General features: G+C 61.6%; 12 protein-coding genes and 2 pseudogenes. 11 read left to right on the forward strand and 3 right to left on the reverse strand.

Annotated features, from left to right (window positions below; all coding sequences use genetic code 11):
* Window positions 1-306: 306 nt before the first annotated feature.
* Window positions 307-1,650 (reverse strand): phospholipase D-like domain-containing protein, encoded by a 1,344-nt coding sequence (locus FJ970_RS16175; protein WP_210243036.1) that lies wholly within the window; start codon window positions 1,648-1,650, stop codon window positions 307-309.
* A 1-nt stretch (window position 1,651) separates the two neighbouring features.
* Entirely contained in the window at window positions 1,652-1,978 is a 327-nt protein-coding gene (locus tag FJ970_RS16180; protein WP_140758171.1) for a low affinity iron permease family protein, read from the reverse strand.
* 1,351 nt (window positions 1,979-3,329) lie between these two features.
* On the opposite strand from FJ970_RS16180, the pseudogene FJ970_RS33630 reads away from it, so the two are divergent.
* The 11 genes and pseudogenes from FJ970_RS33630 to FJ970_RS16230 all read left to right on the forward strand — a co-directional run.
* A pseudogene (locus tag FJ970_RS33630) lies at window positions 3,330-3,551 on the forward strand (GSU2403 family nucleotidyltransferase fold protein); the annotation flags it as partial.
* A 253-nt stretch (window positions 3,552-3,804) separates the two neighbouring features.
* Window positions 3,805-4,251: a hypothetical protein gene (locus tag FJ970_RS33635; RefSeq protein ID WP_181178458.1), complete on the forward strand. Its 447-nt coding sequence runs from the start codon at window positions 3,805-3,807 to the stop codon at window positions 4,249-4,251.
* Window positions 4,252-4,697: 446 nt separating this feature from the next.
* On the forward strand, window positions 4,698-5,660 hold the full coding sequence (locus tag FJ970_RS16190) for an ArdC family protein (protein ID WP_140758001.1): 963 nt from the start codon (window positions 4,698-4,700) through the stop codon (window positions 5,658-5,660).
* Window positions 5,657-6,064, forward strand: coding sequence for a DUF2958 domain-containing protein (locus tag FJ970_RS16195; protein WP_140758000.1), 408 nt, complete (start codon window positions 5,657-5,659; stop codon window positions 6,062-6,064). Before FJ970_RS16190 ends, FJ970_RS16195 begins: the two co-directional genes overlap by 4 nt.
* Before the next feature lie 65 nt (window positions 6,065-6,129).
* Window positions 6,130-8,261, forward strand: a pseudogene (locus tag FJ970_RS16200) (ParB/RepB/Spo0J family partition protein).
* Between the two features lie 97 nt (window positions 8,262-8,358).
* On the forward strand, window positions 8,359-8,640 hold the full coding sequence (locus tag FJ970_RS16205) for a helix-turn-helix transcriptional regulator (protein WP_140523012.1): 282 nt from the start codon (window positions 8,359-8,361) through the stop codon (window positions 8,638-8,640).
* A gap of 17 nt (window positions 8,641-8,657) precedes the next feature.
* Window positions 8,658-9,713: a replication initiator protein A gene (locus FJ970_RS16210; protein ID WP_140765913.1), complete on the forward strand. Its 1,056-nt coding sequence runs from the start codon at window positions 8,658-8,660 to the stop codon at window positions 9,711-9,713.
* Window positions 9,710-10,201, forward strand: a complete 492-nt coding sequence (locus FJ970_RS16215) for a DUF2840 domain-containing protein (RefSeq protein ID WP_140765915.1) — start codon at window positions 9,710-9,712, stop codon at window positions 10,199-10,201. The genes FJ970_RS16210 and FJ970_RS16215 overlap by 4 nt, the downstream gene beginning before the upstream one ends.
* Window positions 10,198-10,743, forward strand: a complete 546-nt coding sequence (locus FJ970_RS16220; RefSeq protein WP_140765911.1) for a S26 family signal peptidase — start codon at window positions 10,198-10,200, stop codon at window positions 10,741-10,743. Before FJ970_RS16215 ends, FJ970_RS16220 begins: the two co-directional genes overlap by 4 nt.
* Window positions 10,744-10,779: 36 nt before the next feature.
* Complete coding sequence (locus FJ970_RS16225) at window positions 10,780-11,109, forward strand: DUF736 domain-containing protein (protein WP_140765909.1); 330 nt, start codon at window positions 10,780-10,782, stop codon at window positions 11,107-11,109.
* A gap of 89 nt (window positions 11,110-11,198) precedes the next feature.
* The gene (locus FJ970_RS16230) at window positions 11,199-11,882 is read left to right on the forward strand and encodes a lytic transglycosylase domain-containing protein (protein WP_140765907.1); all 684 of its coding nucleotides are present in this window, start codon (window positions 11,199-11,201) and stop codon (window positions 11,880-11,882) included.
* Between the two features lie 494 nt (window positions 11,883-12,376).
* Here FJ970_RS16230 and tnpC read toward each other — a convergent pair whose 3' ends face one another.
* Window positions 12,377-13,909 (reverse strand): IS66 family transposase, encoded by a 1,533-nt coding sequence (tnpC, locus tag FJ970_RS16235; protein ID WP_140765927.1) that lies wholly within the window; start codon window positions 13,907-13,909, stop codon window positions 12,377-12,379.
* Between the last annotated feature and the right edge of the window lie 36 nt (window positions 13,910-13,945).

Here is a 13,945-nt window from a genome sequence, read left to right on the forward strand (position 1 = left end):
GGGGAATCCCGCTCAGCAGCCCGCAGGCACGGACACTCGCATCCCACGTCCTAAAGCTTTTCATGAACGGCCTTACCTGTGAGGAAGAGCTTCTAAGCGTCGAGCGAAACCGCATGAACCGTCAGGTTCACATTGACGCTTTGAAGCAGGCGTCTGCGCACCAGTACGTCGGTGCCGATCGCTAGACGCACGTCGTCTTTGTCCAAAGTCACTGCTGGTCTCTGTGGTAGGAAATTCCTTTGCAACCCGTTTACAGTGGGTATCGAGGAAGTTTTCGCGCAGATTGCACGCAATGACAGCCAAGTCTCAAAGTTGGGAGCGCAGCCTGCTAGCCAGCCAGTCCGAAATTTCTTCCCGCAGGGGACGCGCTTCCCATTCGGCCAGGGTGATCTGCCGGGACCGCCCAAGATCCTGGTCGAACAAGTCGATCTGCGTTCTTGCAAAATCCCTGCCGTAGACGTTCAGACTGGCTTCGTCGTTCAGCCGCAAGGAGCGTTCGTCCAGATTGGTGGAACCAAAGCTCGCCCAGACGTCGTCAACAATCAGCAGCTTTGGATGATACATGGTGGGCTGAAACTCGTAGATCCGCACACCCGCCCTAAGCAAGTCGCCCCAGAAATAGCGCGAGCCTTTTCGAACCAGAGGCACGTCGGTCAGCGCATTGGGAACAATCACATCGACCGACACGCCTCGCGTCCTCGCGTCCAGGATCTGCTGGAGGGCGATGTCGTCGGGCACGAAATACGCCATTCCGATTCGCAGGTGATCCTTGGCGGCGGCTATCGCCGCCAGCATCATCAGTTCCATGTTCTCCGAGCCATTTGGCTGCGAAGAGATTATCAGCTGGGCGCCAAGCGACCCGGCAGGCTCGGGCGGAGGGTAGAACTTCTCACCTTGCAATGTCTCACCGGTCGTTTCCAACCAATTTTCGGCAAACGCTGCCTGGAAAGCAGGTACGGCAGTCCCTTCGACCCGATAGTGCGTGTCGCGCCATTCATCCGGGTTGCGGGCGTTTCCGCGCCAATTATCCGCGATGCCGACACCACCCGTAAAGGCCACTTGTCCGTCGACAATGAGCAGTTTGCGATGGGTGCGGTTATTCAGACGGTCCAATGTGTACCAATGGATCGGCCGGTAGCGCTGGAACGTCACGCCGGCTCTTGTCATGATGTGGATCAGGTCTTCATCGAAAGGCAGGCTGCCGACCCAGTCGACGAGCACCCGGACCTCGACACCTTCCTGCGCCTTGGCCGCCAATGCCAATGCGAACTCATAGCCAACGGCCCCAGACCAATAGATATAAGTCTCAAAATTGATGGTGGACCGAGCCGCGCCGATCGCTTGAAGCATCGAAGGAAAAATCTCGTCACCGTTCACAAGGGTTTGCACCGCGTTCGCGTCGGACATCTGTCCCAGCGAGTAACTGCTCATCGACCTGGCGAACTGGGGATCCGATGCATCGAAACGATGCGGGACGATCGTCCGCAAAACGCGTGTCTCAGGGGTCAGGTTTATGGCCGCCAATGTGACCAAGCCGGCGAGGGCCGCAACGGCCACATAGCTCAGTCCCCTGAGCAGCGGGCTGAACTTCCGATCCAGCCAGATCTGCTTCGCACCTGTCAGCAACGCCACGAAACCGGCAGCGCGCATGTCAGTCGCCCTGCTGCTTGCGACTGCGATGTTTCTCGATTTCCTCCGGCTCTTCATCATCAATGCGGGTGATGGTCGAAGCCGAACTGTTTGATCTCAACATTTCGTCCAACTTGGCATGAATGGCCTGGGTGTCGCGATGCTCCGCCCGCTGAATGAACAGCGTCATGGCCCAGGTGAGGAGCGTGGCCGCTCCATGCCAGTTCAAGCTTTGCCGATCGAAAACTATCCAGACGATCGCATATGCCAGCAACACCAGGAATGCTGCTGGCCGAGAGGTCCACGTGCCGATCGAGGTGAGTACGCCGGTAATCGGGTGATTTGCCATGAGCAGGAACTTTCGATGGTAACGCAGGTTCCCGCGCTGCTTGTCGCCGAGGCTTCCGTGCAGCACAGTTATCGGCAGGGAGACCCGTTAGGCGCGGTTGTCCGTCTCGGTTGGCTGTCGCGCGTTAAGCGCCCTGACGTCCACGCCCATCCGGCCCTCATTCCCAAATGGCGGCAACGGTCGAGGAGCCCATCAACCCACTCGGTGTCGGTTCGCTCAAGCAGGGTGGAAGGAAGAAAGAGGGCGGACGCCTCTTTCTCCATGGGGTTACACGCGCGACCGCTTTGGCTGCGAACTCAGCCGGGGGATCGCCGTTGCCGGCCTAGGTGTCCCAATCGCCGGGCTTGGGGTTGGAAATCCCAATGTACTTTTTTGGATCGTCGTTCCCGATTGAGAACGTCGATGTATGAGTTCAAAGTGACGGACCAAAGGCCCTGAACCCGTTCACGGCTTGGTTTCGGATGGAACTTGCGATGTGGAGCGCGGGAGTATTGAACGTCTCGCCGAACACAAAGCTGTGAATGATCTTGTTCACCACGTCCCCAACCGGAAGGTCCACATTGGCTGGCGCCGAGAAGTCATAGTAGCTCTCGATGCCGTACCTGGTGTGCTTGTTTATCCCCTTAAGTTTGCAGCGATAGAAGTTCGCCGACAAGTTCAGCGAGGCCAGGTTTGAAGAAACCTTTCGCTCTCGATAAGCCTCCGGGTCTTGAAGGCGGCTATAAACACCGTTTCTTCAATCGCGAAACTCTTGGCGCTTCTCCGTTTCTCGGACCAGCTTCTAAGAGTTATGGCATCTCGCAGGAGCCCGTCTTTCCACGGAAATGAGTCCGGAATCGTGGCGTGATTACTTACCGGCAAGCTACCCCACTTCAAAAGACAGCCCGCCTAGCAGCGCAGGGTAACGCCTATCCCGACGAAGCGGTGAGCGGTGATGACCCAATGACCCTGTCCCAAAGGTCTTACTGTGTGAGCAGGCGGAGGACCAGGAAAGCTTTGCAGAGAACCTCAGCAAGGGGAGCATAAAAAAGCTGGGGGTATCGCCGGCTTCGCAGTGTCTTCGACAGCGATTACAAACAGCGGCACGACAAACGACGGCCGAAAAAGGAGAAATTCGCGGCGTGGCACCCCCAGCTTTTTTATGCTCCCCTCAGACACGCCGCCTTGGAGCGTCTGCCACGCCCGCCTGCATGAGAAGCATCGTCGTCGCTGGTCAGATCAGCTATTTATAGCAACAACAAACCATTTCTTAAACAGAGCGCAAGCAGTTTAAGCACTTATTCATTAGCAAGCGCATTTTTCTTAGAAGTGTGTGCCGGCTTCGGAAAAAAATCATGCTGAAGGTCTACACCTGGTCTCCACACTGACTCGCGAAGCAGGGCTGACTGCACCGGACCGGTTCACTGGCGATGGCGTTGAAGCCATCGGAGCAGCAGGAATCTTCCGCCTAAGAGCCGTGCTCGTCGGTACGGTTGCTTTTCAGACGTATGCTGGACACCTCGGCGTAAGATTGCCTGGTGCTTCATTGCAAACCGGCGATGCCGATTTCGCGCAGCATTACTCGATTTCGTCGTCAAAGGGCATGGACAAATCCAAGCGCGTTCGCATCCGCTGTTCGGCCGCGACAGAGAGCGGAATATGCGCTGATCCGAAGACCTTCTATTTGGATACGGTCGAAACTGCAGTTCTGAACGGGCTTACCGCCGAGTTGCGCCATCCCGAAGTGATTGCCCAGTACGTCCAGACCTACCACGAAGACCGATACCGATGCCAGGCGCACCCGTTTGGAGCGACGGCTTGAAGAGCTAACTCGGGAGATCGAGCGGTTGGTCAACGCCATCGCCAAAGGCCACGGCGACCCAGCTATATTGGGGCCGCAATCAACAACACTGAATGAAGAGCGCAAGAGCATTTTGGCAGAGTTGGATCGGGTGCCCGCTGCGACCGGAGTGATCGCGCTGCACCCTGCGGTGCTCGCCCGCTACGAGGAACAACTGAACCAACTTCAGACCGGGCTTGCCAAGGGCATTGCTTCTGGCGATTCCGAATGTGCAAAGGCGATGCGTGGCTTGGTCGAAACCGTCACGGTGTTTCGAGATCCGTCGAGAACCGGCGGGGTCGAAGTCGAAATCGCTGGGCTGCTGACGGCACTCTTAGGCGAGCGTGCTTTCCCCCACGGCGTCAAAGGAGTGGGGGGGAATGGTGGTAGCGGGAGAGCGCTAATGCCTTTCCTCCCACTTATCCAGCTGCCAGTTCCGGCTTCGCTGGGTTAGTGGGACAGCCGATTTGGCTTGTCGATGCCTCCATCAGCATTCAGGAGTGGCTTCGCGACACACAACTCCGCGGCATTTCTCACCGAGCAGCAGACTTCATTCGGCATCGGTCACATCGAAATCAGTATTGCTTGAACCGGACTGGTCGCCATCATATGGCGCCCTTCGCCGGGGGCTGTCGGTCCCGCATCCCGCCTTACGGCGGCGCTAGGCTGATGCTCCTTCGGCCGCCCTGTTCAACCGGTCTCAGGGCCACGAACCTGCTCCAGCACCGAACTGACTTGTTTCCGCTTACGGACATTTCGGTGCTTCCGCCTTGTACGCCCTTTTACATTTGTCAGGAGAGCAGTGCGCTCTCCCGACGGAGAGTCAGAGAAGGGTCGGGTTTTCAGCGACGGGTTTCAAGCGGGAGGAGAGGCCTCCGGTGCCCGTCGCGGAGAATCGCGATGTCCACTCAGAGCAAACGGGTCCGCGCCGGCGCGGATCGGACGAACCTCTATGACGATATCACTGATAAGATCATCGCCCAGTTGGAGGCAGGTCATTTCCCTTGGGTTCAGCCGTGGGGGACCGCGGCCGCCAAGGCGCCATTGTCCCTGCCGACGAATGCCAGCACCGGCAGGGCGTACAGCGGGATCAATGTGCTTATCCTTTGGGGCGCCGTCATCGAGCACGGCTACCCGACCCAATCCTGGCTCACCTTTCGGCAGGCCGTCTCGCTCGGCGGGAACGTGAGGAAAGGTGAGCGCGGCATTACTGTTGTTTACGCTGATCGATTTGTCCCTGGCGAGGAGAGAAATCGCGCTGAAGAGACTGGTGACGATGCCAGGGCGGTGCCCTTCCTCAAGCGCTTCACTGTCTTCAACCTCGAGCAATGTGAAGGGCTGCCCGATGCAATCGCGGCTGCACCTCTTCCGCCGGATGTGGGATCGATCGAGCCGCGGGTCAAAGCATTGATCGAGGCCACCGGCATTGAATTCCACATCGGTGGCAACAGAGCCTGGTACATGCCGTCGCACGACCGGATTCAGGTACCGCCGCCTCAGGCCTTCTTCGAGCCCATCAACTGGCATCGCACGGCGTTGCATGAGCTAGGCCATGCCACCGGTCATCGATCGCGCCTTGCTCGCGATCTTTCCGGGATTTTTGGCAGCAAGAAATATGCCTTCGAGGAACTGGTAGCCGAAATATGCGCCGCCTTCTCCTGCGCCTCGTTCGGCATTGTTCCGACAGTTCGGCACGCCGACTACATCGGATCCTGGCTGAAGGTGCTGCGTGAGGATAATCGCGCGATCGTGCGCGCCGCCAGCCGGGCCAGCAAGGCGGCTGACTGGCTTCTCGGCCATCTGCCTGATGAAACCGCGCTGTCGATTGCCAAGGATCTGGGTAACGACAGGAGGGCGGCATGATCCTCCTCCCTCCGGAGCTGCGCGAGCGCCTTCTCGCCAACGGCCGCGATCAGGATGCTGACCATGTGCCAGTTGTCCGTTTCTTCAATCCAGTCGCCGCCGGCACTTGGCTTGCCACCGAACTCGACGAGGATCGCGATACACTCTTTGGTTTAGCCGATCTCGGTTTCGGCTGTCCCGAGCTCGGCAGCTTCAGTCTATCGGAGCTGCAGTCGGCTCGCCTGGCATTCGGCTTGGGGATTGAACGCGATGTGCTGTTCATGGGCGAATTCCCGATCTCAGCTTACGCCGAAGCTGCTCGCGCGGCGGGAAGTATCATAGGGGGCGAGCGCGTGCTGCACGCCGGTGCCTGTCGGCAGCCGCGCACCGCATTGCGCCAGAAGACGGGAGAGGAAGAGGGTTGAAGGGATTTTCGGGACGGGTTCAGGACCGAGAGAGAGGCTCTCGGCGCCCGTCGCGGAGAACTCCGATGGCCAACGCCGTTCAGAAGATCATCCTGTCGCCCTCACGCGACATTCCTTTCAACAAGCTGGTGCTTGCCCAGACCAATGTCCGGCGCATCAAGGCTGGTGTCTCGATCGAGGACCTGGCCGCATCGATCGCCAGATGCGGTCTGATCCAGAGCATCCACGTCCGTCCCGTGCTTGACGGGAAGGGTCAGGAGACCGGCATGTTTGATGTGCCGGCCGGGGGCCGCCGCTATCGGGCCCTCGAGATGCTGGTCAACCAGAAGCGGCTTGCGAAGACCGCCTCCATTCCGTGTGTCGTCGGTGGTTCTTCGGGCTCGATCCTCGCGGAAGAAATCTCCCTTGCCGAGAACATCGAGCGAGCCCCGCTCCATCCCCTGGATGCATATCGCGCCTTCAAGGAAATGCTCGACAAGGGCATGTCGGAGGAGGAGATCGCCGCCGCCTTCTTCATTTCGGTCAGCATAGTCAAGCAGCGCCTCAAGCTCACGGCCGTGTCGCCGGCGCTTCTCGACGTCTATGCCGACGATGGCATGACAATCGGCCAACTGGAGGCCTTCTCGGTGAACAATGAGCATGCACGGCAAGAGCAGGTCTGGGAGGCAGTCAAGAACAGCTGGTCGAAGGAGCCATACCAGATCCGCCGCATGCTGACCGAAAACACCGTCCGTGCCTCCGACAAGCGAGCCGTCTTCGTGGGCCTCGACGCCTATGAGGCAGCAGGCGGCGCTGTGCTGCGCGACCTGTTCCAGTCGGATGATGGCGGGTGGTTGCAAGATGTGCCCTTGCTAGATCGTCTCGTCACCGAGAGGCTTCAGGTGATGGCCGACGAAATCGCCAATGAAGGCTGGAAGTGGATCGAAGTCGCGGTGAGCTTCCCCTATGGCGCGGCTCACGGCCTGCGTGAGCTCGAGAGTATGCCTGTCGACCTGACCAACGAGGAACAGGCAACGCTCGGCGCACTGCGCGATGAGTTCGACAAGCTGCAGGCCGACTATGAGGAGGCCGACGAGTTGCCGGATGAAATCGACCAGCGTTTTGGCGAGCTTGAAACCGCGATCAAGGCGTTGGAGACGCGCCCCGCCCGTTTCGACCCGGACGACATCGCGCGCGCCGGCGTCTTCATCAGCGTGGAATCGGACGGCTCGCTTCTCGTCGAGCGTGGCTATGTGAAGCCGGAGGACGAAGCCCCCGGTGCGCCGGAGGGTGACAACGGTCCCAGCGTCGAGGCAGGCAACGAACCAGCGGCGACGGGCCCGGTCCGGCGGTCCGTCATCACCATCGACGGTAGCCGACTGGCCGAGCCGGAAGATGACGACGACGATGGCATCAAGCCATTGCCGGATCGGTTGATCATGGAGTTGACCGCCGAGCGTACGCTGGCGCTGCGCGACAAACTCGCAAACGATCCGGCGGCCGCTTTTCTGGCTGTGCTGCACAAGTTCGTCCGTGACGTCTTCTCTCTCGCTACAAGTCGCAAGGCGTGGCGATGGAAGTCTCTGTCCGTGGCACGGTCTTCTCGGCCCAGCCTCCCGAGCTTCGCGATACACCTTACGCACGCGCGATCGATGGTCGCCACAAGGCCTGGGAGACCCGTCTCCCAGGCAACGTCGCCGATCTTTGGGATGCGCTTGCGGCGCTCTCGGTCCCCGAGCAAGCCGAGTTGTTCGCTCACTGCGCGTCCTTCGGCGTGAACGCTCTCTATGAAAGGGTCGATCGGTACGGCAACGGCGCGACTTCCGCACATGGCGTGCAGCAGCGACTTGCCGAGGCCGACCACCTGGCCCGCGCAGTCGGGCTCGACATGGTTGACGCCGGCTGGCGGCCGACGGTCGGCAACTATCTCGGCCGCGTCACCAAGGCGCGTATCCTCGAGGCCGTGCGCGAGGGGGAAGGCGAGGGCGCTGCCCAGCTGATCGACCACCTCAAGAAGGCCGATATGGCCAAGGAGGCGGAGCGACTCCTGGCCGACAGTGGCTGGCTGCCTGAACCGCTGCGGCTTGCCGAGCTCGATGTGGAGGCGGCCAATGCCAACTCGGGTAGCGAAGAAGAGCCATTGCCCGAATTCCTCGCGGGTGACGGCGAGGACGGAGTGACTGACGAGGAGGAACCGCAGCTCGACGCCGCCGAGTAGGCACAGCATCCTTGCAGATCGACTGCCCGGCACTCGGAAGAGCGCCGGGCATTTTTTGTGCGCGGACGATCAGAGTGAGAGTCAGGCCGTGACGGGTTTGAACGCCGACGCCGCGCCACTGCCGCCGCGCTACCTGCGCACTTCGGAAGCTGCGCATTTCCTCAGTCTCTCGGCGCGCACGCTGGAGAAACATCGCACCTACGGCACCGGGCCTGCCTATCGCAAACTCGGCGGCCGCGTCGTCTACGCCGTCGACGACCTTCAGGCCTGGGTGCAGCGCGGCGCCATGACATCGACATCCGACCCGCAAGGCTCGGTGCTGCCCGCCAAGCCTCAGGCCGCCCGCTTGATCGCCTATGCCGGACGCGAACGGCGCTGAGCTCGCTGATCTCCCCCATGTCGGCACGACCACGCCCACCAATGGAGCGCGAACAGCTCGACCTGTTTCAGGCGCTGCCCGGCATTGTCGCGCCACGCGATGCGCAGGACCTCATGGCCTATCCCTTCTTCTCCCTCGCCAAATCCAGGCGCATCGCGCCGATCGACTTTCGCGCCGGCGATGTGGCTATCCGTGTCGAAGCGATGCCCGATCACGGTATGGCGACGATCTGGGATGCCGATATCCTGATCTGGGCGGCGAGCCAGATAGTCAATGCGCGGGACGCCGGATTGCGCACGTCGCGCCTGATGGCCGCGACGCCATATGAAATGCTCACTTTCATCGGCCGCGGCGTCTCTAAGCGAGACTACCAGCGCCTCAAGGCGGCGCTCGACCGCCTGCAGTCGACAAGCGTCGTCACCTCCATTCGCCAGCCCGCGGAAGGTCGGCGCCACCGCTTCTCGTGGATCAATGAATGGCAGGAACGATCCGGTCGAAACGGGTGCCCGCTGGGCGTCGAACTGGTCCTGCCTGATTGGTTCTATCGCGCCATCATGGACGACGCGCTGATCTTGACCATAGACGGCGCCTATTTCGGGCTGACGGGCGGTTTGGAGCGTTGGCTCTATCGGCTGGTGCGCAAGCATGGCGGACGCCAGCGCGCCGGTTGGCGTTTCGACATCCGGCACCTGCATCGGAAGTCCGGCAGCCTTTCACCGCTCAAGCGCTTCGCCTTCGAGTTGCGTGACATCGTGCGTCGCCAGCCATTGCCGGGATATCTGCTGTTTACGGAAGTCGAAGCCAGCGGCCGTGTGTTGTTGGCTTTCGAACCGGCGCCCACGCCTGTTGACAGGCTCGTGCCATCGGGAACCCGAACTATCGTGCCATCGGGAACCGCATCCTCGTGCTTTCGGGAACCGCTATCGGCCTTAAGGGACGGGTCCGAAACGGAAAATTGCGCTCTTAACTTAGAGTCTAACTCTCAATCTAACAGTCTTGCGCGCAAACCGCGGACTGGGGGTGGGGGGCAGAAGCGGCGGTGCGTTGGGGCGCGCGAAGGAGGCGGCACATGACGCCGTCTACCCAATCGGCTCCGCGCGGCACCCTCACGACGGTCGAGCTGATCTGGATCGAGAAGCGGATCGAGCACCGCATCCGCTTCGGACGCCCCGCCCAAGAGATGATCATCGACGAGCGGCGCCGCGTCCTAGGATTTGTGCCGGGCAGCATTTTTGCCTTCGTGCGCTGGGTGGCGAATGACTTTGGCACCATCGCTTCGCGCATCGACATCGTGCGTGCCGTCTTGCCCGGTGAACCATATCAGACGCTGCCTCACATCCGGCCAGGCGGCGAGATCCTGCTCAAGATCGCAGGCTGGGACAAGGTCGAGCGGGTTCTCAAACTGATCGACGCGATCGAGAGGATAGGCTTCGATCCGGTCGAGGCCGCACCGGACCATTGGCGTCAGGCCCACAACCGCCTGGTTGCCGGCGGAACACCGCGAGCCTATTCACTCGAGCAGCACCGGGCCTTTCTGTTGCGCAAGCGAGCGACATCATGAGCCGCGCCGCTTGTATAGTCGCGGCGCTCGCGGCCGTCGTCGCGACGGTCGCTCCGGCTGCCGTGGGGATGCCGCCGCTGCTGCTATGGAACGCGTCGGCCAGTGCGCCGATCGGGCTCTACGCGATCGGAAAAATGGCCGTGCCTACGGCTGGCGGGCTCGCCGTCATCGAGCCACCGGAGACAGTCGCCCGGTTCGCCGCGGAGCGCGATTACCTTCCGCGCGGTGTGCCGATGCTGAAGCACATCGAAGGGCTTCCCGGGCAGCTAGTCTGCCGCGTCGATCGCGTCATCACCGTCGACGGGATTGCGGTCGGTGCCGCACTGGAGCGCGACCGCAAGGGGCGCGTGCTGCCTGACTGGCAGGGCTGCCGCATCATCGCCGCCGCCGAAATCTTCGTCATGAATCCAAAGGTCCCAGACAGTCTCGACGGCCGCTATTTCGGCCCGTTCCCGGCGAGCTCGATCGTCGGACGCGCGCTACCGCTTTGGACCGACGAGAGAGGCGATGGCCATCACACCTGGCTCGCTCCCGTGAATTGAAATTCAGCCCAGTCAACAGAAAGAAGGAGGCATTCCATGGCCGAGATCGGCGTGTTCCAGAAAACAGAAACTGGCTATTCGGGACGCATTCAAACGCTGCTCGTCGATGTCGAGCTGGTGCTTGTCCCGACCGGAACGTCGGACAACAAGGCGCCGGATTTTCGCATCCACATCGGCGATGGCAGCGGCCCCGAAGTCGGCGCGGCCTGGAAGGAAACCGGGCAGACGGCTGGCGAATACCTTTCCTGCCGATTGGAGGATCCGCTGTTTGCTCGGCGTTTTCGCGCCAGCCTCTTCCGCTCCGATGACGGCTCCTGGTCGCTGCGCTGGATGCGGCCGAAATCGCGGCAGGCGCGTGCGCGATGAGGGAGCCATCGGCGCCGAAAGATGCGGACGAAAGCCGGCCTGTCGGTTGGTTGGCTGGTCGGCGTGAGGCCCTTCGCTTTGTCGCCGGCATGCTGATCTTCTGTCACGCAATGACGGGGGCCGTCGCGCAATCGGCGCAGGTCTCCCGCAAATCCGCGGACGATCCTTATGCCGTGGATATCGCCGAGGCATCGCATCGCTATCGCATTCCTCAGCGCTGGATACGGGCAATCATGCTCCTCGAAAGCGCCCACGACCCACGCGCCGTGTCACGAAAGGGGGCCGTGGGCTTGATGCAGATCATGCCCGCGACTTGGGCCGAGCTGCGCCTTCGTCATCAGCTCGGCCGCGATCCCTATGATCCACGCGACAACATCCTTGCCGGGACGGCCTATCTTCGCGAGTTGTATGATCGATACGGTTCACCGGGTTTCCTGGCCGCCTACAATGCGGGGCCAGGGCGTTACGAAGCCTCCTTTAAGGGTCTGCCGCTGCCGGCTGAGACGCGGGCCTATGTTGCGAAGCTTCGCCCACTCTGGGGAGGTGCTGATGCGCCCGGCGCGCTCACCGCCGGCCACGCCAAACCATTCACCTGGAAGATCGCGCCACTGTTCATCACGCGGCCGGCCGCTGGCGCCGGATCCGGTCGAGGGGTCGGCAAGGGCGCATCCGGCGACCCATCAACGGCCTCCTCGCTGTGTGATCTCTTCGCGGCCGGTCTGCACGCGCGCGACCTGTTCGCCGCGTCCGAAGCCGGAGCACCGAAGCAATGACGGCGATTTTTTCAAATCGTGCCCGGGCGTTGTCCTGGATGTCAGGGCGTACCAAAGGGCGCGAGCACGAGGCAACAACCGTAAGCGTCCGGACGCTGCACATCGGGTCAGATCTTGACAGGAATCCTGGATTTGGCGGCTCGGGGAAGCAGCACGTCGACGCGGTTCGCTACTCTTTAGGAGGCTCCGATTTCGCGATCACTGCCTCTGCTCGCTCTATCGCTGCTTGGAGCTCATCGCTCTGCCATGAATCGGCGGAATGGCCATCGTCGAACGACCGGTCGTGGGTCTCTCTCGCGCGTGACGTGAGTTCACGAAGCGCGGCAATGGCCTCGGCAAGCAGTTCAGCATCTGCCCCGCCTCGGGAAGACTGTGTCATCTCTTCATCCTCGTCATATTGCAATTATGGGCCATCGAGCACGATCGTTACAACATACGACGATCGCTATTGGCCTTTGTTCAAGCTTTGCCAATTGGCGAGAGCCTGGTTTTGCTCAGGTGGCGTCGGCCGACCCTTTGGGTGTCCAGTTCCACGGCAGGAGTTCGTCGAGGCGGTTGACTGGGTGTCCATCGACCATGCGGGTGAGCACATCGCGCAGCCAGGCGCAGGGCTCGACGTCATTGAGCTTGCAGGTTTCGATCAGCGAACACAGCACCGCCCACCGATGACCACCGCCGTCGCTGCCCGCGAAGAGGTGGTTCTTGCGGCCGAGACTGACCGGACGGATCGCGCGCTCGACCGGGTTGGTGTCGAGCTCGATGCGACCGTCGTGCAGGAAGCGGGTCAGGCCGTCCCAGCGCGAGAGCGCGTAGCGGACCGCTACGGCGAGTGTGCTTCGTCCCGACAACAGTGGAAGCTGCGCTTCGAGCCAGACCCGCATGGCGTCGACAATTGGTTTCGAACGGCTGCGCCGAGATGCAAACCGATGCGCCGGCGACTGACCGCGAACGTCGGCTTCGACGGCATAGAGTTCGCCGATCCGGCGCAAAGCTTCGATCGCGATCGGTGCGTTGGTGGCCTGCGCCACGTCGTAGAACTTGCGCCGGGTGTGCGCCCAACAGGCAGCAAGAACGATGTCTCCCTTGACGGTGAGCTGCTCGAAGCCGGCATAGCCATCGACATGGAGCACGCCCTTGAAGTGCTCGAGATGCGAGGCTGGACGTTCGGCCTTGCGGTCCGGCGCGAACAGATAGACCGCAGCCGGCGGCCCCGGTCCGCCCCATGGCCGCTGCTCACGGGCGTATACCCACAGCCTGCCGGTCTTGGTGCGGCCGCGGCCCGGATCAAGCACCGGAACCGGCGTGTCGTCGGCAAACAGATGATTGGAAGCGAACACGCTTTTGGCAAGCCGCTCATGCAGGGCTTCGAGCCACCAGCAGGCGCCGCCAACCCATCCGGCGAGTGTCGAACGCGGAAGATCGACACCACTGCGTGCGAAGATCTGCGACTGCCGATAGAGCGGGGTATGGTCGCAATATTTGGCTGTCAGCACCTGCGCCAGCAGCGCCGGCGTTGCCATGCCGCCGGCGATCAGCCGCTCCGGAGCTGGCACTTGCACGACCGTCTCGCAGGTCCGGCAGGCATATTTTGGTCGCGTTGTCCTGATCACACGAAGCTGCGCTGGCACCCAGTCCAGCATCTCGCTCACGCTCTCGCCGATGGGATGCAGCGCGCCGCCGCAGCCCGTGCAGACTGTGCTGCCGACATCGAGCAGGACGTCCTCGCGCGGCAGATGATCGGGCAGCGACTTGCGATGGGATTGCCGCTCGGCCGACAGCTTGCCTGCGAACGGACGGCTCTCCCGGATGCGAGCAACATCGGCATCGAGCTCTTCCAGCGCGAGCGCGAGCTGGTCGGGATCAAGCTGCTCGGAACTGCGGCCGAACTGCGCTCGCTGGAGCTTTTTGATGATCGACTGAAGCCGCTCGATCTCGCCGTCGCGGCTCTCGACCGCAGCCGCCATGTCGCGCACGAGACGCTGCAAAAGCTGCGGGTCGGAAGGCAGATTCGCGAGATCGATCAACATGACCGAATCTATCACAAACAGCCCAGGAACCCAAGG

Source organism: Mesorhizobium sp. B2-1-8, from assembly GCF_006442545.2.
GTDB lineage: Bacteria > Pseudomonadota > Alphaproteobacteria > Rhizobiales > Rhizobiaceae > Mesorhizobium.

Bases quoted from the DNA above. Each gene is read 5' to 3' on its own strand.
- FJ970_RS16175 (WP_210243036.1), bottom strand. From the start codon at position 1,650: ATGCGCGCTGCCGGTTTCGTGGCGTTGCTGACAGGTGCGAAGCAGATC.
- FJ970_RS16225 (WP_140765909.1), top strand. From the start codon at position 10,780: ATGGCCGAGATCGGCGTGTTCCAGAAAACAGAAACTGGCTATTCGGGA.
- tnpC (WP_140765927.1), bottom strand. From the start codon at position 13,909: ATGTTGATCGATCTCGCGAATCTGCCTTCCGACCCGCAGCTTTTGCAG.
- FJ970_RS16210 (WP_140765913.1), top strand. From the start codon at position 8,658: ATGTCGGCACGACCACGCCCACCAATGGAGCGCGAACAGCTCGACCTG.
- FJ970_RS16220 (WP_140765911.1), top strand. From the start codon at position 10,198: ATGAGCCGCGCCGCTTGTATAGTCGCGGCGCTCGCGGCCGTCGTCGCG.
- FJ970_RS16195 (WP_140758000.1), top strand. From the start codon at position 5,657: ATGATCCTCCTCCCTCCGGAGCTGCGCGAGCGCCTTCTCGCCAACGGC.
- FJ970_RS16215 (WP_140765915.1), top strand. From the start codon at position 9,710: ATGACGCCGTCTACCCAATCGGCTCCGCGCGGCACCCTCACGACGGTC.
- FJ970_RS16230 (WP_140765907.1), top strand. From the start codon at position 11,199: ATGCTGATCTTCTGTCACGCAATGACGGGGGCCGTCGCGCAATCGGCG.
- FJ970_RS16190 (WP_140758001.1), top strand. From the start codon at position 4,698: ATGTCCACTCAGAGCAAACGGGTCCGCGCCGGCGCGGATCGGACGAAC.
- FJ970_RS16180 (WP_140758171.1), bottom strand. From the start codon at position 1,978: ATGGCAAATCACCCGATTACCGGCGTACTCACCTCGATCGGCACGTGG.